General features: G+C 68.2%; 22 protein-coding genes and 1 tRNA gene. 2 read left to right on the forward strand and 21 right to left on the reverse strand.

The features are described 5' to 3' along the window. Positions 1-41: 41 nt before the first annotated feature. The 20 genes from ACKTTN_RS00635 to ACKTTN_RS00730 all read right to left on the reverse strand — a co-directional run bounded on the left by ACKTTN_RS00635 (position 42) and on the right by ACKTTN_RS00730 (position 17,914). Positions 42-117: transfer RNA gene (locus ACKTTN_RS00635), tRNA-Lys, on the reverse strand. A gap of 52 nt (positions 118-169) precedes the next feature. Continuing rightward, on the reverse strand, positions 170-871 hold the full coding sequence (queC, locus tag ACKTTN_RS00640) for a 7-cyano-7-deazaguanine synthase QueC (protein ID WP_407907946.1): 702 nt from the start codon (positions 869-871) through the stop codon (positions 170-172). A 100-nt stretch (positions 872-971) separates the two neighbouring features. After that, positions 972-1,646, reverse strand: a complete 675-nt coding sequence (queE, locus tag ACKTTN_RS00645; protein WP_407907947.1) for a 7-carboxy-7-deazaguanine synthase QueE — start codon at positions 1,644-1,646, stop codon at positions 972-974. A gap of 61 nt (positions 1,647-1,707) precedes the next feature. Then, the gene (ybgF, locus tag ACKTTN_RS00650) at positions 1,708-2,544 is read right to left on the reverse strand and encodes a tol-pal system protein YbgF (RefSeq protein WP_407907948.1); all 837 of its coding nucleotides are present in this window, start codon (positions 2,542-2,544) and stop codon (positions 1,708-1,710) included. Between the two features lie 137 nt (positions 2,545-2,681). Further along, positions 2,682-3,209: a peptidoglycan-associated lipoprotein Pal gene (gene pal / locus ACKTTN_RS00655; RefSeq protein WP_407907949.1), complete on the reverse strand. Its 528-nt coding sequence runs from the start codon at positions 3,207-3,209 to the stop codon at positions 2,682-2,684. Between the two features lie 43 nt (positions 3,210-3,252). Further along, positions 3,253-4,560 (reverse strand): Tol-Pal system beta propeller repeat protein TolB, encoded by a 1,308-nt coding sequence (gene tolB / locus ACKTTN_RS00660; RefSeq protein WP_407907950.1) that lies wholly within the window; start codon positions 4,558-4,560, stop codon positions 3,253-3,255. Between the two features lie 108 nt (positions 4,561-4,668). Then, positions 4,669-5,562 carry a protein TolA gene (locus tag ACKTTN_RS00665; protein WP_407907951.1) on the reverse strand — a complete coding sequence of 298 codons (894 nt, stop codon included), beginning with the start codon at positions 5,560-5,562 and terminating at the stop codon, positions 4,669-4,671. Beyond that, positions 5,559-5,996 (reverse strand): protein TolR, encoded by a 438-nt coding sequence (gene tolR, locus ACKTTN_RS00670; RefSeq protein ID WP_407907952.1) that lies wholly within the window; start codon positions 5,994-5,996, stop codon positions 5,559-5,561. The genes ACKTTN_RS00665 and tolR overlap by 4 nt, the downstream gene beginning before the upstream one ends. A 3-nt stretch (positions 5,997-5,999) precedes the next feature. Further along, positions 6,000-6,797: a protein TolQ gene (gene tolQ, locus ACKTTN_RS00675; RefSeq protein ID WP_407907953.1), complete on the reverse strand. Its 798-nt coding sequence runs from the start codon at positions 6,795-6,797 to the stop codon at positions 6,000-6,002. An 88-nt stretch (positions 6,798-6,885) separates the two neighbouring features. Next, the gene (gene ybgC / locus ACKTTN_RS00680) at positions 6,886-7,290 is read right to left on the reverse strand and encodes a tol-pal system-associated acyl-CoA thioesterase (RefSeq protein WP_407907954.1); all 405 of its coding nucleotides are present in this window, start codon (positions 7,288-7,290) and stop codon (positions 6,886-6,888) included. A 148-nt stretch (positions 7,291-7,438) separates the two neighbouring features. Then, a complete protein-coding gene (ruvB, locus tag ACKTTN_RS00685; RefSeq protein ID WP_407907955.1) occupies positions 7,439-8,473 on the reverse strand; it encodes a Holliday junction branch migration DNA helicase RuvB in 1,035 nt (344 codons plus the stop codon). A gap of 40 nt (positions 8,474-8,513) precedes the next feature. Further along, a complete protein-coding gene (locus ACKTTN_RS00690) occupies positions 8,514-10,451 on the reverse strand; it encodes a potassium transporter Kup (protein ID WP_407907956.1) in 1,938 nt (645 codons plus the stop codon). Positions 10,452-10,476: 25 nt separating this feature from the next. After that, on the reverse strand, positions 10,477-11,073 hold the full coding sequence (gene ruvA / locus ACKTTN_RS00695) for a Holliday junction branch migration protein RuvA (RefSeq protein WP_407907957.1): 597 nt from the start codon (positions 11,071-11,073) through the stop codon (positions 10,477-10,479). A gap of 151 nt (positions 11,074-11,224) precedes the next feature. After that, positions 11,225-11,752 (reverse strand): crossover junction endodeoxyribonuclease RuvC, encoded by a 528-nt coding sequence (gene ruvC, locus ACKTTN_RS00700; RefSeq protein WP_407907958.1) that lies wholly within the window; start codon positions 11,750-11,752, stop codon positions 11,225-11,227. Between the two features lie 13 nt (positions 11,753-11,765). Next, on the reverse strand, positions 11,766-12,497 hold the full coding sequence (locus ACKTTN_RS00705) for a YebC/PmpR family DNA-binding transcriptional regulator (RefSeq protein WP_407907959.1): 732 nt from the start codon (positions 12,495-12,497) through the stop codon (positions 11,766-11,768). Between the two features lie 72 nt (positions 12,498-12,569). Then, positions 12,570-13,184: a lipase family alpha/beta hydrolase gene (locus ACKTTN_RS00710; protein ID WP_407907960.1), complete on the reverse strand. Its 615-nt coding sequence runs from the start codon at positions 13,182-13,184 to the stop codon at positions 12,570-12,572. A gap of 78 nt (positions 13,185-13,262) precedes the next feature. Next, the gene (locus tag ACKTTN_RS00715) at positions 13,263-13,784 is read right to left on the reverse strand and encodes a GNAT family N-acetyltransferase (RefSeq protein WP_407907961.1); all 522 of its coding nucleotides are present in this window, start codon (positions 13,782-13,784) and stop codon (positions 13,263-13,265) included. Further along, positions 13,781-15,553 (reverse strand): aspartate--tRNA ligase, encoded by a 1,773-nt coding sequence (gene aspS / locus ACKTTN_RS00720; RefSeq protein ID WP_407907962.1) that lies wholly within the window; start codon positions 15,551-15,553, stop codon positions 13,781-13,783. The genes ACKTTN_RS00715 and aspS overlap by 4 nt, the downstream gene beginning before the upstream one ends. 106 nt (positions 15,554-15,659) lie before the next feature. Then, positions 15,660-16,004, reverse strand: a complete 345-nt coding sequence (locus ACKTTN_RS00725) for an FmdB family zinc ribbon protein (protein ID WP_407907963.1) — start codon at positions 16,002-16,004, stop codon at positions 15,660-15,662. A gap of 74 nt (positions 16,005-16,078) precedes the next feature. Further along, positions 16,079-17,914: an ABC-F family ATP-binding cassette domain-containing protein gene (locus ACKTTN_RS00730; protein WP_407907964.1), complete on the reverse strand. Its 1,836-nt coding sequence runs from the start codon at positions 17,912-17,914 to the stop codon at positions 16,079-16,081. A 112-nt stretch (positions 17,915-18,026) separates the two neighbouring features. Between ACKTTN_RS00730 and ybaL the strand changes: the two genes are divergently transcribed. Together ybaL and ACKTTN_RS00740 are read left to right on the forward strand one after the other, a co-directional pair. Then, the gene (gene ybaL / locus ACKTTN_RS00735; RefSeq protein WP_407907965.1) at positions 18,027-19,691 is read left to right on the forward strand and encodes a YbaL family putative K(+) efflux transporter; all 1,665 of its coding nucleotides are present in this window, start codon (positions 18,027-18,029) and stop codon (positions 19,689-19,691) included. A gap of 19 nt (positions 19,692-19,710) precedes the next feature. Next, positions 19,711-20,436, forward strand: a complete 726-nt coding sequence (locus ACKTTN_RS00740; protein ID WP_407907966.1) for an SIR2 family NAD-dependent protein deacylase — start codon at positions 19,711-19,713, stop codon at positions 20,434-20,436. A 60-nt stretch (positions 20,437-20,496) separates the two neighbouring features. Here ACKTTN_RS00740 and clpB read toward each other — a convergent pair whose 3' ends face one another. After that, entirely contained in the window at positions 20,497-23,082 is a 2,586-nt protein-coding gene (clpB, locus tag ACKTTN_RS00745; RefSeq protein ID WP_407907967.1) for an ATP-dependent chaperone ClpB, read from the reverse strand. Positions 23,083-23,210 lie beyond the last annotated feature (128 nt).

Here is a 23,210-nt window from a genome sequence, read left to right on the forward strand (position 1 = left end):
GTCCGTCGCGATGGGCTTACGAAGCGCGCCCGGCGCATGAATGGTGGGTCGTGATGGATTCGAACCATCGACCAGCGGATTAAAAGTCCGATGCTCTACCGACTGAGCTAACGACCCACATAGCCCGGCGTCGCCGGGGGCGCGATCTTACCGCAGACGCCCGCTGGCTTCAGCCCGCGACGTAGCGCGTGGGGTCGGCGACACCGGCCGCTTCGAAACCCTGCGCGCGCAGGCGGCAGGCGTCGCACTGCCCGCAGGCGCGGCCGTCGGCGTCGGCCTGGTAGCACGACACGGTGAGCCCGAAATCCACGCCGAGGCGTACGCCTTCACGCGCGATGTCGGCCTTGCTCATGAACTGCAGCGGTGCGTGCACGCGCAGGCCGGCGCCTTCGACGCCCGCCTTGGTCGCGAGGTTGGCGAGGCGCTCGAACGCGGCGACAAACTCGGGGCGGCAGTCCGGATAACCCGAATAGTCGACCGCGTTCACGCCGCAGAAGATGTCGTTCGCACCGAGCACCTCGGCCCAGCCGAGCGCGATCGACAGCATGATGGTGTTGCGCGCCGGCACGTAGGTGACCGGGATGCTCGAACCGGTATCGCCGGAGGTCGGCACGTCGATCGCGCTATCGGTCAGCGCCGAACCGCCGATGGTGCCGAGGTCGACCACGACCGTCTTGTGCTCGATCACGCCGAGCGAGTGGGACACGCGCGCCGCTGCGTCGAGCTCCGAGGTATGCCGCTGGCCGTAGCGAACGCTCAGCGCGTAGACGTCGAACCCCTGCGCCTTCGCCATGGCGACGACGACAGCGGAATCCATGCCGCCGGAAAGAAGAACGACGGCCCTGCGGGCGGGGAAGGAAGTGGATGTCATCAAGGCGTCGAACGAAAGAATGCGGAGTCATGCGACGAGCGGATGCCGACGCGCGCTGCGTGGACATGCACCGGAGCGATGCATCACGCCGCGCGACACGTCAACGCCCGGGTTCGTCGCCCCAGAGGATCTTGTGCAGCTGCAGCTGGAAGCGCACCGGCAGCCGGTCGTCGACGATCCACTGCGCGAGTTCGCGGGGCGCGACCTGGCCGAAACTCGGCGAGAACAGCACGTCGCAGCGCGAGGTCAGTGCATGCTCGGCGACGATGGCACGCGACCACTCGTAGTCCTCGCGCGAGCAGATCACGAACTTGATCTCGTCGTGCGGCGTCAGCAGCGGGATGTTCTCCCAGCGGTTGCGGTGTACTTCGGCCGAGCCGGGCGTCTTGATGTCGACGACGCGCGATACGCGTGGATCGACGTCGCCGACGTCGAGCGCGCCGGAGGTTTCCAGCGACACCGCGTAGCCGGCGTCGCACAGGCGCTTCAGCAGGATCGTGCAGCGCTTCTGCGCCAGCGGCTCGCCGCCTGTCACGCACACGTGGCGGACGCCGAGGCGCGCGACTTCGGCGAGGATCGCGTCGATCTCCCACCAGTCGCCGCCGTGGAACGAATACGTGGTGTCGCAGTACTGGCAGCGCAGCGGACAGCCGGTGAGGCGCACGAAGACGGTCGGCCAGCCGACGCTGTTCGACTCGCCCTGCAGGGACAGGAATATCTCGGTCAGCCGCAGGCGCTCCGGCGCTGCGGCGGCCGCGGTGACGGGGACGCTCATCCGGCGATTTTACCGCCCCGCCCGCCCCGGCCGGCGCAGGCGAGCGTGCCCGTTCAGGCGATCAGCGACCCAGTGCGCGCAGGCGGTCGGCTGCGGACCGGGCCGCATCGGTGCCCGGATAGTGGGCGACCACGTCCGCGTAGGCGCCGCGGGCCGCATCGTCGTCGTGCAGGTTCTGGCGGGTCAGGCCGAGCTTGAGGGCCGCGCCCGGCGCTTTGTCGTGGGTCGGAAAGCGGTCCAGCAACTGCGTGAACGGCTCGATCGCCTGCGCATAGTTGTGCGTGGCGTAGTAGCTCTCGCCCAGCCAGTAAAGCGCGTTCGGCGCGTACACGCCGCCCGGGTAACGGTCGAGAAAGTCGGAGAACAGGCGTGATGCATCGGCGTAGCTGCCGGCCTTCAGCGCATCGAACGCGGCGTTGTAGGCAGCCAGTTCGGCGCCGGTCGGCGTCGCGCTGCCGGCGGCGGCCGCGGGGGCCGGCTTCGTCGCTTTCGCCGGTGCGGCCGTGCCGGCCGGCGGTTTGGCGGTGGCCGGGGGACGCGCTGCTGCGACCGCGCCTGTCGCACCGGCCTTGGCCGTGGACGCGGGCGATGCCGCGGGCGCAGGCGCCGCGCCGCCTTCTAGGCGCTGCAGGCGGCCGTCGACATCGAGGTACTGCGTGCGCAGCGACGCGCGGAGTTGTTCGTTCGCCTGCTGCGATTCCTCGAGCTGGCCACGCAGCGACTGCACTTCGTTGCGCAGCTGCGCGATCTGGTTCACCAGGTCCACGTTCTGCGGATTTGCCGCACGCACCTCGAGCGCGGCGACACGGTCGGCAAGGCTTGCGCGCTGCGCGGCCGCCGGAAACGGCGCGACGAGGACCAGTGCGATGGCGAGCGCGAGTGCGCGCGGTGCGGTCATGACGATTCCCCGGGGTTCCGATCGTGCGATCGAGTATGCCGCGTGCGGGCGGCGATCCGACTGTCGCGTCGATGAATGCGCGTCGCAAACGGAAACGGGCCGCGCGTGGCGGCCCGTTCGCGACGAACGCGTATCGGTCAGCGCGCGCTGTAGCTGATTTCGACGCGACGGTTCTTCGACCAGCAACCTTCACCGGAATCGGTGCAGATCGGCTTCTCTTCGCCGAAGCTGTTCGTGGTGATCTGCGACGACTGGCCGCCCGCGGCCTGCATCGCCGAAGACACCGCATTCGCGCGGCGCTCGCCCAGCGCGAGGTTGTAGTCGCGGCTGCCGCGCTCGTCGGCGTGGCCGTCGAGCGTCATGCGCGAGGACGGGCGGTCGCGCAGGTACTTCGCGTGGCAGTTCACGATCGCCTGGAATTCCGGCTTCAGCGTGTCCTGGTCCAGATCGAAGTACACGATGCGCTGACGCAGGCAGGTGTCGGTGTCGAGATCGTTCGGGCCGTACATGCCGGCGGTGGTCGGGCCGTTGTCGATCACGGGCTGCGTGGTGCCGACGGTGCCGTTGTCGACGGGCGGCGTTTCCTTGACCTTCTTCGAGCACGCCATCGCGAGGGTGCACATCGCGGCGACGATCAGGAGCTTGCTGGCGGACTTGGCGTTCATTCGTGATTTCCTTCGTTGGCGTTTCGGATGGACGTCGGCCGCGTCAGCGCGGCGTGCGGTATGGGCCCCAGGCCGGCTCGCGGACGTCGCCATCCGCGAGTACGAGGCGCTGGCGGACGCGGGCGTCGGCCGACAGCGCGTACAACACGCCGCGTCCGCCTTCGCGCGCGGCGTAGATGAGCATGCTCGCGTTGGGCGCGAAGCTCGGGGATTCATCGAGGTTGCCGGGCGACAACAGGCTCCAGCGCGCGCTGCCGAGGCTCGAGTCCATCAGCGCGATGCGATACGTGTTGCCGGCGCCCTGCGCGGTGGCGATCTTCTTGCCGTCGTACGAGACCGTGGCGCTCGCGTTGTACGACCCCTGGAAGCTCACGCGCGTCGCGCTGCCGCCGGATGCCGACGCACTGTAGATCTGCGGGCGGCCGCCGCGGTCGGAGGTGAAGTAGATGCGCGAACCATCCGCGCTCCACGTCGGTTCGGTGTCGATCGAATAATGGTTCGTGACCTGCGTCAGCGCGCGGCTGCCGAGGTCCATCACGTAAACCTCGGGATTACCCGAGCGCGACAGCGTCATCGCGAGGCGACGACCGTCCGGCGAGAACTCCGGCGAACCGTTGATGCCGCGGAAGTGCGCGACGACGTCGCGCGCACCGGTCGCGATGGTCTGGATGTAGATCGCCGAGTTGCCGCCCTCGAAACCAACATAGGCCAGGCGCGCGCCGTCCGGGCTCCACGACGGCGACATCAGCGGTTCGGTCGAACGCACCACGGTCTGCGGGTTGTAGCCATCGCTGTCGGCCACGACCAGCGCGTAACGCGCGCCGTTGCCGGCCCCGCTCTGCGTCACGTAGGCGATGCGGGTGAAGAACGCGCCGCGCACACCGGTGACCTTCTCGTAGATCGCGTCGGCGATCTGGTGCGCGACGTCGCGCATCTGCCCGCTGCGCGCGGTGAGCGCGAAGCCAAGGAGACGCGTCTGCTTGGCGACGTCCAGCAGTTCGTATTCGACGCGGAATGCGCCGCCGCCCGCATCGAGCACGCGGCCGACGACGACGTAGTCCTGGTTGATTGCGCGCCAGACCGGATAGTTGACGTCTTCGCCGCGCGTAGGCCGTTCCGGCAGGCCGTCGACCGGCAACGACTTGAACTGGCCGGAGCGATTGAGGTCCGCCGCGACGATTGCGGCCTCGTCGGTGGCGCCGGTGCCGTTCTGGAACGGCACTACCGCGATCGGCAGCGCGGCCGCGTTGCCGCCGACGATGTCGATCTCAAGGCCCTGCTGTTGCGCGCCCGCGGCCATCGGCAACAGGCAGGCGAAGCACAGGATCAGACACGAAACCAGACGACCCATCGCGATTCCTCTCGTTCCGGCGGGCGCATACAGGTAGCAGCCCGTTCGTGAATCCTAGCTCACACCTGAACCGTTTAGCGTCTTGACAGCGGACGCATCGCCCGCCGTTCAGGGCGCGCGGAAATTGAGCGTGAGCTCGCGCTTGAAGACTTTCTCGAAGCCCGCGTACGGCAACGGCTGCGCCTTGAGCACCGCGGCCTCGATCGATCGGCGGCCCGCCTCGTCGTAGACGCAGGGCGAGGTGACCTGCGCGTCGATCACTTCGCCACCGGGAAGCTGGCGGATCACGAGCCGGCACATCGCATTGGGCGGGATGTTGTCGGGACGCACCCATTTCGCTCGGATCGCCTCCTGCAGCGCGGACGCATAGCGACCGAGCAGCCCGTCGTCCGCCGGCCCGCTGCCTGCGGCCTGCGCATCGGCCTCGGCGGCCAGCTGCGACGCCGACGCGGCGCGCGGCGCGGTCAACTGGGCAAGACGCTGCTCCGCCGCCATCGCTTCGCGCGACGCCGCGGCGCGGCGACGACGGATCTCCGCCAGCTGCGCTTCCTTCTGGTCCTGCTGACGCTGCTGCGCCTGCTGCTGCGCGTCGACCGGCGTGGTGAGGTCGGCCTGGTCCTGGCGATGCTTCTCGTCCTGCACCTTGGTTTCGGTCGCCTTCTGCGGCGTCGGCGTGTCGACCACCGCCTGCTGCTCGACCTCGTCCGGCTGCGTCAGCTGTTGCTGCGGCTTGGGCTGCGCCTCCGGCGGCGCGGTTTCGGGCTCGGGCTCCGGCACGGGTTCGGGCAGCGCGTCCTCGACGGGTTCCGGGCGATGGCGCAGCGTGCGCTGCATCGCCGACGACAGCTGGCCGACGTCGACGACATCCGCCGCCATGCCGCCGGCGCTGGCCTGCATCAGGTCGTGCGGCCGCATCGCGAACCACAGCAGCAACGCCAGCACGACGTGCAACCCGATCGCCAACGCGATCGCGGTGGCGTCGTCGGCCGGGCGGACCTTCACTTCGCCTGGCCCTTCGGCGAGCTGATCAGCGACACCTTGTCGACGCCCGCCTTCTTCAGCAGGTCGATGGCGTCGGTGACGGTCTGGTAGCTCGCCTTCGCATCGGCGCCGATCAGCACCTGCGCGTCATGGTTCTGCGCGACGATCGTCGACAGCCGCGCGGTGAGCTGCGCGCCGGTCACGGCCTCGTTGCTGCCGGCCTTCACCGCGAGGAAGTAGTTGCCGTCGGCATCGACCTGCACGACCACCGGATCGGTCTTCTGCTGCAGCGACTTCGCGTTCGACTTCGGCAGATCCACGTCGACGCCGAGGTTCAGCAGCGGCGCGGTGATCATGAAGATGACGAGCAGCACGAGCATCACGTCGATGTACGGCACGACGTTGATCTCGGACTTGAGCTTGCGGCGACGATGCCGCCTGAGCGCGAGCGACATGGCTCAGCCCTCGAGGTGCGATTGTCGCTGCAGGATGGACGAGAACTCTTCAGCGAACGCCTCGTAGCGCGACGCGAGCCGCTCCACCGCGGTCGCGAACCGGTTGTACGCCCACACCGCGGGAATCGCCACGAACAGACCCATCGCGGTGGCGAGCAGCGCTTCGGAAATACCCGGCGCAACGTCCTTGATACCGACCTGCTGCGAACTCGCAAGCAGCGAATGCATCGTCACCATGATGCCGAATACGGTGCCGACCAGTCCGATGTAAGGCGACGTCGAGCCGATGTTGGCGAGCAGTTCGAGATTGTGTTCCAGCGAGTCGAGTTCGCGCGACGCGGTGGCGCGCATGCCGCGCTGCGCGGCTTCGAGCTGTGCATCGGTATCGGCGCCGCGGCGCTGGCGCAGGCGGTTGAAGTCGCGGAAACCGGCTTCGAAGATCGCTTCCATGCCGCCGACGTCGCGCCCTCGGCCGCTGGCGCCTTCGTAGAGCTTGGTGAGTTCGGAACCCGACCAGAAACGCTCCTCGAACTGCACCGCTTCGCGCTTGGCGCGACGCAGCAGCGCCGACTTGCGGAAGATGATCACCCACGAGCCGATCGACGCGACGATCAGCAGCAGCATGATCAGCTGCACCGGAAGGCTGGCGTGCGTGACCAGCTGCACGAGGTCGAGCGAGCCGGCCGGCGTCGCCGCGGTTGTCGCGGCCTGTGCGGCGTCGGCGAGCGGGTGCGCATCGACAGGCGTCGCGTCCGGCAACGCGCTCGGTGCGGACTGCAGCATCAGCGACATCGCGCTCATCGGGCGGCCTCCATGGCCAGGTGCGTGAGGAGCGTGCGCGGGCGATGCGATGCGGTCATTCGGGCTCTCCGGTCCATGCGGCGGACGGTCAGATCGGGGTTTGAAGGGCGGCGAGCTGCGCGTGCAGCCCGGCCGGGATCGGCGCGGGACGGAACGTCGCCGCATCGAGTGCAGCGATTCGGACCGTGGCGTCGAGAAGACGTTCCCCGTCGCGGTCGATCGACTGCCGGAACATCAGGCTTGCGCGGCGGCATTCGGCCAACTCGCAACGCACGTCTAGGGCGTCGTCGAGGCGTGCGGGCTTGAGGAAATCGAGCGTCATCGCGCGCACCGCGAACACCAGGCCCGCGGCCTGCAGCGACGCCTGTCCATGGCCGTTCGCGCGCATCCACTCCGAGCGCGCGCGCTCGAGGAAGGCGACATAGCGCGCGTGGTAGACCACGCCGCCGGCGTCGGTGTCTTCCCAGTAGATGCGGACCGGAAGGCTGAACATGCGCTCCGTGCGGTGCGTGCGGGGGCGGGCCAGTCTACCCGCCGCGCGACGACGGGATCGACCGCACGGTTCGCGCGGCATTCAGTCGGCGGCGGATTGCACGGCCGTGCGTCATTACGACGGCGAGGTCGCCACCCGGATTACGCGGTCAGACGGCCGGCGGCTCGAACAGATCGGTCGCCTTGGTCCGCGGGGTGAAGCCGAGATGCCGGTACGCCTTCTGCGTGGCCATGCGGCCGCGCGCGGTGCGGATCAGGTAGCCCTGCTGGATCAGGTAGGGCTCGACGACGTCCTCGAGCGTCCCGCGTTCCTCGCTGAGCGCCGCGGCCAGCGATTCCACGCCGACCGGACCGCCGTCGAACGATTCGATGACGATGCCGAGCAGGCGCCGGTCGAGCTCGTCGAACCCTTCCGGATCGACCTTGAGCATCGTCATCGCGTCGAACGCGGTCTGGCTGGTGATGTTGCCGTCGCCACGCACCTGCGCGAAGTCGCGCACGCGGCGCAGCAGGCGGTTGGCGATACGCGGCGTACCACGCGAGCGGCGCGCGATTTCCGCGGCGCCGTCCGGCGTGCAGGCGATGCCGAGGATGTGCGCGGACCGCTGCACGATCTTCGTCAGTTCCTCGGCGCTGTAGAACTCCAGGCGCTGCACGATGCCGAAGCGGTCGCGCAGCGGCGCGGTGAGCAGGCCGGCGCGCGTGGTGGCGCCGATCAGCGTGAACGGCGGCAGGTCGATCTTGATCGAACGCGCCGCCGGGCCCTCGCCGATCATGATGTCGAGCTGGAAATCCTCCATCGCCGGGTAGAGCACTTCCTCGACCAGCGGCGACAGGCGATGGATCTCGTCGACGAACAGCACGTCGTGCGGCTGCAGGTTGGTGAGCAGCGCCGCGAGGTCACCGGCCTTCTCGATCACCGGGCCGGAGGTCTGCCGCAGGTTGACGCCGAGTTCGTTGGCGATGACCTGGCTCAGCGTGGTCTTGCCGAGGCCGGGCGGGCCGAAGATCAGCACGTGGTCGAGCGCTTCGCCACGGCCCTTGGCGGCCTCGATGTAGATCTTCATCTGCTCGCGCACCGGCACCTGGCCGAGGTATTCGTCCAGGCGCTTGGGGCGGATGCTGGCCTCGACGGCGGCGTCTTCCGACGTCGCGCCGGCGGCGATGATGCGGGTCTCGGTCATACCGGGATTATGGCCCGGCGCCGCTCACGCGGTGCGACGCTCAGATCTCGACCTGCGCGCCCAGCTCGACGAGGCGGTTGCCGGGGATGCGGAAGAACGTCGTCGCCGGCGCCGCGTTGCGATGCATGAGCGCGAACACCTTGTCGCGCCAGAACGGCATGCCGCGATGCTTGCTGGCGACGATGGTCTCGCGGCTCGCGAAGTAGGTGGTGTCCATCGGGTCGAAATGGATGCCGCCCCTGTCGCACGACCGCATCAACGCGAGCGGCACGTCCGGCGTTTCCATGAAGCCGAACTTGATGGTCACGCGATAGAAGTCGTCGCCGATCGATTCGATCTTCAGGCGCTTGTCCTTCGGCGCCATCGGCACCGTCATCGGCTCGACGGTGAGGAACACGTTGCGCTCGTGCAGCACCTTGTTGTGCTTGAGGTTGTGCAGCAGCGCCTGCGGCACAACGCCGCGATCGGCGGTGAGGAACACCGCCGTGCCCGGCACGCGCACCGGCGGCGACAGCATCAGCCCCGGCAGGAACACGTTGAGCTGGATGCCTTCCTTGCGCACTTCCTCGTGCAGCAGCGCGCGGCCGCGGCGCCAGGTGCGCATCAGCGTGAACGAGGTGATGCCGATGAAAAGCGGCACCCATGCGCCGACACCGGTCAGCAGTTTGCCGCCGTTGGCGATGAGGAAGGCGAGGTCGACGATCAGGAACACGCCGCAAAGCGGCAGCACCCATTTGCGCGAGTCGTCCCAGCGCGTATATGCGACCACCGCCAGCAGCAGCGTGTCGATCAGCATCGTGCCGGTCACCGACAGGCCGTACGCGGTGGCGAGGTTGGTCGCGCTCTGGAACGACAGCGTCAGCAGGATGACCGCGCCGAGCAGCATCCAGTTCACCGAGGGCACGTAGATCTGGCCGATGGTCTGGCGCGAGGTGTGCTTGATGGTCAGGCGTGGCAGGTAACCGAGCTGGATCGCCTGTCGCGTCACCGAATACGCGCCCGTGATCACCGCCTGCGATGCGATCGCCGCGGCGACGGTGGCAAGGCCGAGCATCGGGATCTGCGCCCAGTCGGGCATCGACATGTAGAACGGATTCGCGCGCGCCGCCGGGTTCTGCAGCAGCACCGCGCCCTGGCCGAAGTAGTTGAGCACCAGCGCCGGCAGCACGAACGCGAACCAGCCCCAGCGGATCGGCTTCTTGCCGAAATGGCCCATGTCGGCGTACAGGGCTTCGCCACCGGTGATGGCGAGCACCACGGCGCCCAGGATGAAGAGCGCGTGGCCGCCGTGCGTGGTGAAGAAGTTGAACGCCCAGTACGGGTTCAACGCGTCGAGTACCGACGGATACCGCACGATGTTGTGCGCGCCGAGCAATGCCAGCGCGATGAACCACGCGATCATCACCGGCCCGAACGTCTTGCCGACGCGATCGGTGCCGAAGCGCTGGAACGAGAACAGCGCGACGAGGATCACCAGCGCGACCGGCATCACCCAGTGGCCGAACGCAGGCGAGATGACACGCAGGCCGTCGAGTGCACCGAGCACGGTGACCGGCGGCGTGATCATGCCGTCGCCGAAGAACAGCGACGCACCGAAGATGCCGAGGATGCCGACGGTGTAATTCAGCCGTGATCCGCTTTTCAGCGAACGCTGCGCGAGTGCGGTGAGCGCCATGATGCCGCCCTCGCCTTCGTTGTCGGCGCGCATGATCACGATCACATACTTCAGCGTGACCACCAGCATCAGCGCCCAGAACGCGAGCGACAGCAGGCCTTTGACGGTGTGCGCGTCCGGCGTCAGCCCGTAATGCGAGAGGAACATCTCCTGCATCGTGTAGAGCGGGCTGGTGCCGATGTCGCCGAACACGACGCCGACCGCGCCCACCACCAGCGTGGCGAGCCCTGCATGCCCGTGACCGTGGGCATGGCCGTTGTCGCCACCGTTGGAAGACGTGGTCGTGGAAGCGGATGCGGTCATGAAACGTCCTGGAACGGTCCGTCGCTCAGCGGAGCGCGGACTGTAGCGCCCTGCGGATGATGGTCGCGGTGTCGTCGCCGGCCTGTGCGGCGTCCTTGGCCATGCGCACCGCTTCGGCCGGCTTGTAACCGAGCTGCTGCAGGGCGACGACCGCCTCGGATTGCGGATCGGCCGGCATGCCGGTGTTCACGCCGAGCGACGAACCCGCACCGATCAGGTCGGCCGCACGATCGCGCAGCTCGACGACGATGCGTTCGGCGGTCTTCTTGCCGATGCCGGGAATACGTGTCAGCGCCGTGACATCGCCCGCCTGCACGAGGCGCGCGAAATCATCGACGCTCACCGCGGAAAGAATGGCCAGCGCGATCTTCGCGCCGATGCCGGTGACCTTCTGCACATCGCGGAACAGCCGCCGCTCGCTTTCGCGCAGGAAGGCATACAGCGACACGCTGTCTTCCTTCTGCGCGTAGTGCGTGAAGAGCACAACCTCGCGCCCGGCCTCGGGCAGGTCGTAGAACGTGCTCATCGGCGCCTCGAGCTCGTAGCCGATGCCGCCGGCCACTTCCACCATCAGCCAGGGCGGCTGCTTCTGGACGAGGATCCCGCGCAGGCGACCGATCACGCGAGGACTCCACGCGGGCGCGGGCATGCCGCGCGAACGCGCGCGCTGCACCCGAAGCCGTGAACCCGTCCGATCATGCGTCGTATCCCGTGCCGCCCACCCGGCGGCGCGCATTGTGCGCTCATTGCGACCACGGTGCGCCCTGCCCGTCTCAGCTGCCGCGCCGGCGCAGGTGGGCGACCGCGATGCCGGTGCGGCCGGCGGTCGCGCTCATGTGGGCGTGGGTCAGCGCGACCGCCAGCGCGTCCGCGGCGTCGGCCTGGATCTTCTGCTCGGGCAGGTTCAGCAGCAGCCGCACCATGTGCTGTACCTGCTGCTTGTCGGCCGCGCCGCGCCCCACCAGCGACTGCTTGATCAGGCGCGGCGCGTACTCGCTCACCGACAGGCCGCGACGCACCACCGTCGCGATCGCCGCGCCGCGTGCGTGGCCGAGTTTCAGTGCGCTGGTCGCCGACTTGTCCATGAAGACGGTCTCGATCGCGACCTGGTCGGGCTTCCATTCGTCGATCAGCGCGTCGAGGCCCTCGCAGAGCAGCCCGAGGCGCTTGGGGAAGTCCTCGGCGTCGAGCAGCTTGAGCGTGTGCGCCGAGACGTAGGCGCATTTGCCCGTCGCGTCGACGTCGATGAAGCCGACGCCGGTGCGTTGCGAGCCCGGATCGATACCGAGGATGCGGGTCACGATTGCGCCGCCGTCAGGCGTACGCGTCCTCGTCGAGTTCGGCGTTGGAATAGACGTGCTGCACGTCGTCCATGTCTTCCAGCCACGCGAGCAGCTTGGCGACCTGTTTGGCGGTGTCGCCTTCGACCTTGACGTCGTTCTCGGCGCGCATCGTCACCTGCGCCTCGCCCGGCACGAGGCCCGCGGCTTCGAGCGCGGCCTTCACCTCGACGAACGATTCCGGCGCCGTGAGCACGTCGATCGAACCGTCCTCCGGATAGACGACGACGTCATCGGCGCCGGCATCAATCGCCGCTTCGGTGATGCGGTCTTCGTCCGCGCCTTCGCCGAACCAGATCACGCCGCGCTTGTGGAACATGAAGGACACCGAGCCGTCGGTGCCGAGGTTGCCGCCGAACTTCGAGAACGCGTGGCGGACGTCGGCGACGGTGCGTACCTTGTTGTCGGTGAGGCAGTCGACGATCACCGCGACGCCGCCCGGCGCATAGCCTTCGTAGCGGATTTCCTCGTAGGTGACCCCTTCGAGTTCGCCAGTGGCCTTCTTGATCGCGCGTTCGATCACGTCCTTCGACATGTTCACCTGCAGCCCGCGATCGATCGCTGCGCGCAGGCGTGGATTGCCGGACGGATCGCCGCCGCCCGCGCGGGCGGCCACGCCGATCTCGCGAATGACCTTGGTGAAGATCTTGCCGCGCTGGGAATCGACGGCGTTCTTGCGGGCTTCGATCGAGGGACCACGACCCATCGGGCACGTCCGGACAAACAGGGAAACGGGGCGCGGATTTTACCGGATCGGCCGCTCGCCACCGCGACCCGTTCAGTGCTCGAACCGCCCTTCACGCAGGAACGTCGCCGCCTGTCTCGCCGCGGTGGGCGACAGCACCAGCCCGCTGTGGGTCGCGTGGACGATGAGATGGTCGGCCAGGCCCTCCAGCCGCGTCTCCGAAACGGCCACCGTGCCGTCATTGGGGCCGTGGATGCGGCCGATGACCCGACCGAGCCCGAGCGGCAGGGTGCCGGCGATCGAGCCGACCTCCGCGCGCCCGTGCCAGGGCCGGCAGCCGTCGCGCAGCAGGCGTCGGCTCGTGCCAAGCCAGCGACCGACGCCCGGCAGCCGCGCCAGCCCATCCGCGGCCGCGCTGCCGCACAGCGGCGAGCCGAGGCAGACCACTCGCTCGACCGGCAGATCGGGCTCGGCGTCGAGTGCGGTCAGCGTCATCAGTCCGCCCAGGCTGTGGCCGATCACATGGCACGGGCTCCTGCGCGCGGCTTCGGTGATCGCGCGTATCGCCCGCGTGGGCCGCTCGCGCGAACTCGCGTAGCCGATGAATTCGGTTTCGAAGCCTTCATGCGCAAGGCGACGCGCAAGCACCGCCATCGAGGCCGGTCGCATCCACAGGCCATGCACGAGCAGAACGCGCGAAGTCGTCATCACTGCGACATCGGGCCGATCACGCTGTCGAGCAAGGGTGACGAACGCCATGGGCGACGTCGCGGCGTGCGTCGTCGATCAGCCGCGCGCCGGACGCCGCAGGATGAATTCGAGATCGCGCACGCGGCCGACCGGGAACTCGTACGTGCCCACCTTTTCGAAGCCGTAGCGCGCGTAGAAACGCTGCGCGCCCGCGTTTTCGCTCCACACGCCCACCCACAGCGTGTGCGGACCGTCGCGTTCGAGCCACGCCATCGCCGTGTCCATCAGCCGCGCGCCCTGCCCGCCGTTCTGGACCTCGCGCAGCACGTAGAGGCGCTTGAGTTCGCGATCGCCCGGCGCGACGTCCGCATGCGGCAACCCGCACGGCCCCGCCGCGCAATGCCCGACCGCGCGGCCGTCGTCTTCAAGCAGCCACACCGCGTAATCGGGATGCGACAGGATGGTCGCCTGCTTGCCGACGTCGTATGCGTCGTCGAGGAAGGCCCGCAGGTCCTCGCGCGAATACAGATGACCGAACGACTCGACGAACGTCGCAGTGGCGAGCGAGGACAGCGTCGCCGCGTCGTCGACCGTCGCGCGGCGGATCTGCAGGCTCACTCCGCCTTCGCCTCGCGAGGACGCACCGCCACATGGACCTCGGCGAGTTGCGCGTCCGGGATCGGCGACGGTGCGCCGGTCATGAGGCATTGCGCGCCGGTGGTCTTGGGGAACGGGATGACGTCGCGGATCGATTCCGTGCCCGCCATCAGCGCGGCGATGCGGTCGATGCCGAAGGCGATGCCGCCGTGCGGCGGGGCGCCGTAGCGAAGCGCTTCGAGCAGGAAGCCGAACTTGAGTTCGGCTTCGTCGCGGCCGATGCCGAGCAGGTCGAACACCGCCGACTGCATGGCCGAGCGATGGATGCGGATCGAACCGCCGCCGATCTCGTTGCCGTTGAGCACCATGTCGTAGCCGCGCGACACCGCGGTCGACGCGTTCGCGCGCAGATCGGCTTCATCGTCGACGCTGGGCGCGGTGAACGGGTGATGCAGGGCGACGAAGCGCTGCGCTTCCTCGTCCCATTCGAACATCGGGAAATCCGTGACCCACAGCGGCGCCCAGCCATCAGCGACGAGGCCGAGGTCCTTGCCCAGCTTGATGCGCAGTGCTCCCATGAAGTCGGACGCGGACTTGTACGTCGCCGCGCCGAAGAAGATGGCGTCCCCGGTGTTCGCCTGCGTGGCGCGCAGGATCGCGTCGAGCGTTGCGTCGTCGAGGAACTTCGCGATCGGCGAGTTGATGCCGTCGCGGCCCTTCGTCGCGTCGTCGATCTTCATCCACGCGACGCCCTTCGCGCCGTACTTCGCCGCATGCGCGCCGAGTTCGTCGATCTGCTTGCGCGAGAACTGCGCACCGCCCGGCGCGCGCAGCGCGATTACGCGACCGTCCGCGTGGTTCGCCCAATCGGTGAACACCTTGAACTCGCAGTTCTTGACGAGGTCCGCGATGTCGGTGAATTCCAGCGGGATGCGCAGGTCCGGCTTGTCGGAACCGAAGCGTCGCATCGCTTCGGCGTAGGTCATGCGCGGGAACTGCGCATCGAGTTCGACGCCGATGACGTCGCGGAACACGCTGCGGATCATGTCCTCGACCGTGTCCTGCACGTCGCGCTCGGACACCCACGCGAACTCCATGTCGAGCTGCGTGAATTCGAGCTGGCGGTCGGCGCGCAGCGCTTCGTCGCGGAAGCAGCGCGCGATCTGGTAGTAGCGGTCGAAGCCCGCCATCATCAGGATCTGCTTGAACAGCTGCGGCGACTGCGGCAGCGCGTAGAACTCGCCCGGATGCATGCGCGCCGGCACGAGGAAGTCGCGCGCGCCTTCGGGCGTGGCCTTGGTCAGGATCGGCGTCTCGATGTCCTGGAAGCCGCGCTCATCCAGGTACCGGCGCAGTGCCGCGACCAGCTTGATGCGCGTGCGCATCATCTTCTGCATCTCGGGGCGGCGCATGTCGAGGTAGCGGTACTTGAGGCGGATGTCCTCGCCCGCGTTCTCGTGCGCGTGGAACGGCAGAGGATCGGCCTTGTTCAACACCTCGATCGAGGTCGGCACGATCTCGACTCGACCGGTCGGGATCTTGTCGTTGGCGGCGTAGCGCGCGCGCACCGTGCCGGTCACGCGGACGGCGTCCTCGTTGCCGAGCTCGGCGGCCGCCTTGAACAGTTCGGGCTGGTCGCTTTCGACGAGCACCTGGACCACGCCTTCGTGGTCGCGAAGGTCGATGAAGGTCTGGTGGCTCTGGACGCGCGCGCTGTTGACCCAGCCGCAAAGGGTGACGGTCTGGCCGATCAGGCGCTCGTCGACGAGGCCGCAGAACTGGGTACGCATGGACACTCCGGCGGCGCCCCGGAAGCGGGCGCGGATAAGCCGGCTAGTTTAGCGTCCGCGACGGCCGTGGACCCGGCCCACGCGTGGCGGGCCGATGTCGACGTATTCAGGTCGCGCTGGACGAACCCGAGCTGCCCGAGCCGGACGACGATGAGCCGGACGACGGCGCGGGCGTGGACGGCGCCGCAGGTGCGGGAGCCGCAGCCGCCGGCTTCGCGTCACCGCCCGACGCGCCGCCGGACTCCGTGAGGTTGCGCTTCTTCTCGCCGTCCTTCTTGAAGTCGGTCTCGTACCAGCCGCCGCCGGAGAGGCGGAACTGCGGGGCGGTCAGCCGACGCCGCACCTGCGGCGCACCGCATTCGGGGCAGTCGGTCGGATCGGCGTCGCTCAGCTTCTGCAGGCGGTCGAAGCCGTGGCCGCAGGCGGCGCATTCGAAAGCGTAGATGGGCATGAGCGGGTTTCGATTCGTGGAACGCGGACCGGGACGATGGGGCTGCCCGGCGGGTTTTCAAGCAGACAGCGGCGTCAGGCGGCGTCGTACAGCGCCAGGAACGCGGCTTCCGCCTCGGCCAATGCCTTCGCGGCGGTGGCACGCTCGCTCGCCAGGCGTGCGGCGTCGGCGAACTTCGACGGATCCGCAAGCTGCGTGTCGATCGCCTGCAGCTTCGCTTCCAGTTCGGCAACCCGCGCCTCGGCCTGGGCCAGCTTGACCGGGTTCGCCTTCTTGCCCGACTTGGGCGCGGGCGGCGGCGGTGCGGCGACCGCAACCGGCGCCGCTGGCTTGGGATCGTTCTCGCGCGTGCGCAGCCACACCGCGTATTCGTCGAGGTCGCCGTCGAACGGCTGGGCGACGCCGCCCGCCACGCGCCAGAACGTTTCGCAGACCAGGCCGATGAGATGGCGGTCATGCGAGACCAGCACGATCGCGCCGTCAAAATCGCTCAGCGCTTCGGCCAGCGCCTCGCGCATGTCGAGGTCGAGGTGGTTGGTCGGCTCGTCGAGCAGCAGCACGTTCGGCTTGCGCCACGCAATCATGGCCAGTGCGAGACGCGCGCGTTCGCCACCGGAAAATCCGTCGACCGATTCGAACGCGCGATCGCCCGGGAACTGCCACTTGCCGAGGAAATCGCGCAGCTGCTGCGTGGCGACACCCGGCGCGAGCTTCTGCAGGTGTTCGATCGGCGTCTCGCCCTTGCGCAGCGATTCCACCGTGTGCTGCGCGAAGTAGCCGATGCGCAGGTCGGGGTGCGTGCCGCGTTCGCCGGCGAGCAGGTTGATCTCGCCGACCAGCGACTTCACCAGCGTCGACTTGCCGGCGCCGTTGGGCCCGAGCAGCGCGATCCGATCGCCCGCTTCGAGGCGGAAGATGATGTCGCGCAGGATGGTGATGTTGCCGTAGCCGCAATCGGCATGTGTGAGCCCGAGCAGCGAATGCGGCAGTTTGTCGGGCACCGGGAAATCGATGTGCAGCGAGCGCTCGGCGCGCACGGCTTCGGTGCCGGCAAGCTTGGCGAGGCGCTTCATGCGGCTCTGCGCCTGCTTGGCCTTGCTCGCCTTGGCCTTGAAGCGGTCGATGAACTTCTGCAGGTGCGCGCGCTCGACCTGTTCCTTCTCGTGCGCGATCTGCTGCTGGCGCAATTGCTCGGCGCGCTGGCGTTCGAAGTCCGTGTAGTTGCCCGAGTAGAGCTTGGCGGTGCCCGAATGCAGGTGCAGCACGTGGCTGCACAGGCCGTCGAGGAATTCGCGGTCGTGCGAGATGACGAACAGCGTGCCGGGATATTTCAGCAGCCACTGTTCGAGCCACAGCACGGCGTCGAGATCGAGGTGGTTGGTGGGCTCGTCGAGCAACAGCAGGTCGCTCGGCGTCATCAGTGCACGCGCGAGGTTGAGGCGCACGCGCCAGCCGCCGGAGAACGACTTCACCGGTCGATCGTGCGTCTCCGGCGAGAAACCCAGGCCGTGTAGCAGCTTGGCCGCGCGTGCCTCGCCGTCGTAGCCGCCGATTTCCTCGAGCACGTGGTGCGCTTCGGCAACGGCTTCCCAGTCCTCGCGCGCGGTCGCTTCGCGCTCGGCGAGCAACGCCGCGTGCACCTTCGCATCGCCTGAAAGCACGAAGTCGAGCGCGCTGTCGTCGAGCGCAGGCGTTTCCTGCGCGACGCTGGCGATGCGCGCGCGGCCGGGGATGTCGATGTCGCCCTTGTCGGGTTCGACCTCGCCCTGCAGCGCCGCGAACAGCGACGATTTGCCCGTGCCGTTGCGGCCGACCACGCCCACGCGCCATCCGGCGTGCAGCGAGAGGTCGACACCGGAGAGCAGCAGCCGTTCGCCACGGCGCAGCGCGAAATCACGAAAACCAATCATCCGGACATTGTACCGGCCGGCCGCATCGGGCCCGGCGCCCACGTGGCGGAGACGCGTCACGGTTAAGGTGATGAACGGCCTCGCGCCGCCGTTTTCGCCACCGACGGATCCGATGCCCCACACCTCGCTCATCGCCATGCTCGTCGCGGGCTTCGCGCTCGCCTTCGTTTTCGGCGGGCTCGCGCACCGCCTGCGCCTATCGCCGCTGGTGGGCTACCTGCTGGCCGGCGTGTTGATCGGCCCGTTCACGCCGGGCTTCATCGCCGACGTCTCGCTGGCGCCGCAGCTGGCCGAGATCGGCGTGATCCTGCTGATGTTCGGCGTTGGCCTGCATTTCTCGTTGCGCGACCTGCTCGAGGTCAAAGGCATCGCGCTGCCCGGCGCGCTGGCGCAGATCGTGGTCGTCACCACGCTCGGTTGGGGCCTGGCGCGGCTGATCGGCTGGCCGAACATCACCGGCGTCGTATTCGGGCTGGCGCTGTCGGTGGCGAGCACGGTCGTGGTGCTGCGCGGGCTCGAGGAACGACGCCTGCTCGACACCTCGCGCGGCCGCATCGCGGTCGGTTGGTTGATCGTCGAGGACCTCGCGATGGTCCTGGCACTGGTGCTGTTGCCGGCGCTGGGCGGACGCGAGGGCGGCAATATCGGCCTGGCGCTGCTGACGACGGTCGCGAAGGTCGGCGGCTTCGTCGTGTTCATGCTCGTGGTCGGTCGACGCGTGATCCCGTGGGTGCTCGAACGCGTCGCCGGCACCGGATCGCGCGAGCTGTTCACCCTGTGCGTGCTCGCGATCGCACTGGGCGTCGCGTTCGGTTCGGCGCAACTGTTCGGCGTGTCGTTCGCACTCGGCGCGTTCTTCGCCGGGCTGATCCTCAGCGAATCGGAATTCAGTCATCAGGCCGCGAACGAGACGCTGCCGCTGCGTGACGCGTTCGCGGTGTTGTTCTTCGTATCGGTCGGCATGCTGTTCGATCCGAAGATCATCATCGACGAGCCGGTCAACGTGCTCGCGACGTTCCTGGTCGTGGTGGTCGGCAACGCCGTCGTGGCGTGGGCGGTGGCGCGGCTGTTGGGCAAGTCGCCCGCCACGGCGCGACTGCTCGGCGTGAGCCTGTCGCAGATCGGCGAGTTCTCTTTCATTCTCGCGGGCCTCGGCGTGTCGCTCGGCATGCTGTCCAAGGACGGGCAGAGCCTGATCCTCGCGGCGGCGATCCTGTCGATCGTCGTCAATCCATTGCTGTTCGCGCTGCACGACCGCATCGAGGCGCGACGCGAGCGCGAACCACCCGCGCCGCTCGACATCATGTCGCCGCCGCTGCCGGACGGCGAACGGCCGCACGTGATCCTAATCGGCTATGGCCGCGTCGGCAGCGAACTGGGCCCGCTGCTGCGCGCCCAGGGGATTCCGCTGGTGGTGGTCGACGACGACGAACCGCAGGTGGAGCGCGCGCGCGCGGCGGGAATTCCCGCAGTGCGCGGCCACGCGGCCAATCCGGCCGTGCTGTCGGAAGCGCGGCCGGACCGCGCGCAGATGGCACTGGTCGCGATTCCGAATGCGTTCGAAGCCGGCGAGATCGTCGAACGGCTGCGCGAACTCAACCCGACCATCAGCGTGATCGCACGTGCGCACTCCGACGCGGGCGTTCGCTACCTGCTGGAGCGCGGCGCGGACGGCGCGGTGATGGCCGAGCGCGAACTCGCGCACAGCCTGGCGGAGATGGTCGGCGCGTTGCCGGCGTTCCGCGGCGATCGCTCGCTGCCGCCGGCATCCTCCTGATCGACGCGACGTGCATCGCATGAAGGTCGCCTTCCTCACAGGCGCAGGCATGTCCGCCGAAAGCGGCGTGCCGACGTTTCGCGACGCGCTGACCGGCCTGTGGGCGCGCTTCGATCCCGAACGCCTCGCGACACCGGAGGCGTTCCGTAGCGACCCCGACCTCGTCTGGGGCTGGTACCGCTGGCGCGCCGCGCAGGTGCAACGCGTGCAACCGCATGCCGGTCATTCCGCGATCGCCGCGCTGGAAAGCGACGGCTTCGACATCGCCGTGGTCACCCAGAACGTCGACGACCTGCACGAACGCGCCGGCAGCTCGCGCGTGCATCACCTGCACGGGCACCTGCTGCGTTCGCGGTGCATCGATTGCGGCGCGATGTCCGAACCGGACCCGATCGTCGCGCCCTACGAAGGCGACGCCGATGGACATCGCGAAGCGCCGCCACGTTGCGCGGCCTGTGGCGGCCGGCAGCGTCCCGGCGTCGTATGGTTCGGCGAAGCGTTGCCCGACGAGGCGTGGTCCGCCGGCGTCGATGCCATTCGCGGCGCCGACCGCGTCGTCGTGGTCGGCACGTCGGGCCTGGTGCAGCCGGCGGCGTCGCTGCCGGGCCTCGCGCGACGTCTGGGCATCCATGTTCTCGAAATCAATCCGCAGCCGAGCGCGTTGACGGCTGACGTCGACGAGTACTGGCCCATGACCGCCAGCGCCGGCCTCTTGCGCCTGGCAGGCGAGCTTCGCGGTACCTGAAACGAAAACGCCACCGGCAAGCCAATCGCCGGTGGCGCCGTGTGCCGTGCGCGCCTTCGATCAGTTGCGGTCGAACGCCAGGTGTCCGCCTTCGGTGCGAACGCGCACGGTATCGCCGTTCGCGAACTCGCCGGCGAGGATGCGCTGAGCGAGCGGATTTTCCAGCTGCTGCTGGATCGCACGCTTCAGCGGACGCGCGCCATACACCGGATCGAAACCGACGTTGCCCAGCAATGCGAGCGCTTCGTCGCTGAGTTCGAGTTTCAACCCGCGCTCGGCCAACCGCTTCTCCAGGCCGCGCAACTGGATCTTCGCGATCTCCCGGATCTGCGCCTTGTCGAGCGGATGGAAGACGACGATGTCGTCGAGCCGATTGATGAACTCCGGTCGGAAATGCGCCTGCACCACGGCCATCACCGCTGCCTTCATCTGCATGTAGGCCTGCGGCGAGTCGTCGCCCTGCAGTTCCTGGATCTGGTGCGAACCGAGGTTCGACGTCATCACGATCACGGTGTTGCGGAAGTCGACGGTGCGACCCTGACCATCGGTAAGACGGCCATCGTCCAGCACCTGCAGCAGGATGTTGAACACGTCCGGATGTGCCTTCTCGACCTCGTCGAGCAGGATCACGCTGTACGGCCGACGACGCACCGCTTCGGTGAGGTAGCCGCCTTCCTCGTAGCCGACATAACCCGGAGGCGCGCCGACCAGACGGCTCACCGCGTGCTTCTCCATGAACTCGCTCATGTCGATGCGCACCATCGCGTCCGTCGAGTCGAACAGGAATTCGGCGAGCGCCTTGCACAGCTCGGTCTTGCCGACGCCCGTGGGGCCAAGGAACAGGAATGAACCACTGGGACGGTTCGGGTCGCTCAAACCCGCGCGCGAGCGACGCACCGCATCGGACACGACCTTGATCGCTTCGTCCTGTCCCACCACGCGTGCGTGCAACTGCTCTTCCATCTTCAGCAGCTTCTCGCGCTCGCCCTCGAGCATCCTGTTGACGGGGATGCCGGTCCAGCGCGACACGACTTCGGCGATCTCCTCGGCGGTCACCTTGTCCTGCAGCAGCGTGAAGCCCTTGGTTTCGGCTTCCTGCGCGCTCGCGAGCTGCTTCTCCAGTTCCGGGATGCGGCCGTACTGGATCTCGCTCATCTTCGCGAAGTCCTGCTTGCGTTGCGCGGCCTCGAGTTCGAGCTTGGCCTGCTCGATCTGCTCCTTGATCTTCGTCGCGCCCTGCACGCTGGCCTTTTCGGCCTTCCACACTTCCTCGAGGTCATTGAACTCGCGCTCGAGCGTGGCGATGTCGGCTTCGAGGTCAGCCAACCGCTGCTTGGATGCCTCGTCCTTCTCCTTCTTCAGCGCCTCGCGCTGGATCTTGAGCTGGATCAGGCGGCGCTCCTTGCGATCGAGTTCCTCCGGCTTCGAATCGATCTCCATGCGGATGCGCGACGCCGCTTCGTCCATCAGGTCGATGGCCTTGTCCGGCAGCTGGCGGTCGGCGATGTAACGGTGGCTGAGCGTTGCCGCGGCGACGATCGCCGGGTCGGTGATCTCCACGCCGTGGTGCACGGCGTAGCGCTCCTTGAGGCCACGCAGGATCGCGATGGTGTCCTCTACGCTGGGCTCGCCGACGAAGACCTTCTGGAAGCGCCGCTCCAGCGCGGCGTCCTTCTCGACGTACTTGCGGTATTCGTCGAGCGTGGTCGCGCCGATGCAGTGCAGCTCGCCACGCGCGAGCGCGGGCTTGAGCATGTTGCCCGCATCCATCGCGCCATCGGCCTTGCCCGCACCGACCATCGTGTGCAGCTCGTCGATGAAGAGAATGATCTGGCCTTCATTCTTGGCGAGGTCGTTGAGCACGGCCTTCAGGCGCTCCTCGAACTCGCCGCGATACTTCGCACCCGCGATCAACGCGCCCATGTCGAGCGACAGCACGCGCTTGCCGCGCAGGCCTTCCGGCACCTCGCCGTTGACGATGCGTTGCGCCAGGCCTTCGACGATCGCGGTCTTGCCCACGCCCGGCTCGCCGATCAGCACCGGATTGTTCTTGGTGCGACGCTGCAGCACCTGGATCGTGCGACGGATTTCCTCATCGCGGCCGACCACCGGATCGAGCTTGCCGCCCTCGGCGCGCGCGGTGAGGTCGACCGTGTATTTCTCCAGCGCCTGACGCGCCTCCTCGGCGTTCTCGTCCTGCACCTTCTCGCCGCCGCGCAGCTTGTCGACGGCCGCTTCGAGCTTCTCCTTCGTCGCGCCGGTGGCTTTCAGCGCACGGCCGAGGTCGCCGCCATCCTCCAGCGCCGCCAGCACGAACAGCTCGCTCGCGATGAAGCTGTCGCCACGCTGCGTCGCCAGTTTGTCGGTGACGTTGAGCAGGCGCGAGAGGTCGTTGCCGATGGAAATGTTGCCGGCCTGTCCCGACACCTTCGGCAGTTTGTCGAGCGCTTCGCCGAGACGCTCGCGCAGCGCGGCGACGTTCACGCCGGCCTGCGCCAGCAACGGACGCGTGCTGCCGCCCTGCTGGTCGAGCAGCGCGGCCATCAGGTGCGCAGGCTCCAGCACGCTGTGGTCGCGCGCGACGGCAAGCGACTGGGCATCGCCCAGCGCCTGCTGAAAGCGGGATGTGAGCTTGTCCATCCGCATGGTGAGGTCCTCTGGAATCGGGGCGGCTGCGAACCGCGATGGCCGATAGATGCGGACTATGCCGGTCGATTCAAGCGCAGCGCGTGACCGTCCGGCAGCACGTCGAACGTGCAGGGGCGGCTGTCCAC

It is taken from the genome of Lysobacter claricitrinus (assembly GCF_045866565.1).
GTDB lineage: Bacteria > Pseudomonadota > Gammaproteobacteria > Xanthomonadales > Xanthomonadaceae > Cognatilysobacter > Cognatilysobacter claricitrinus.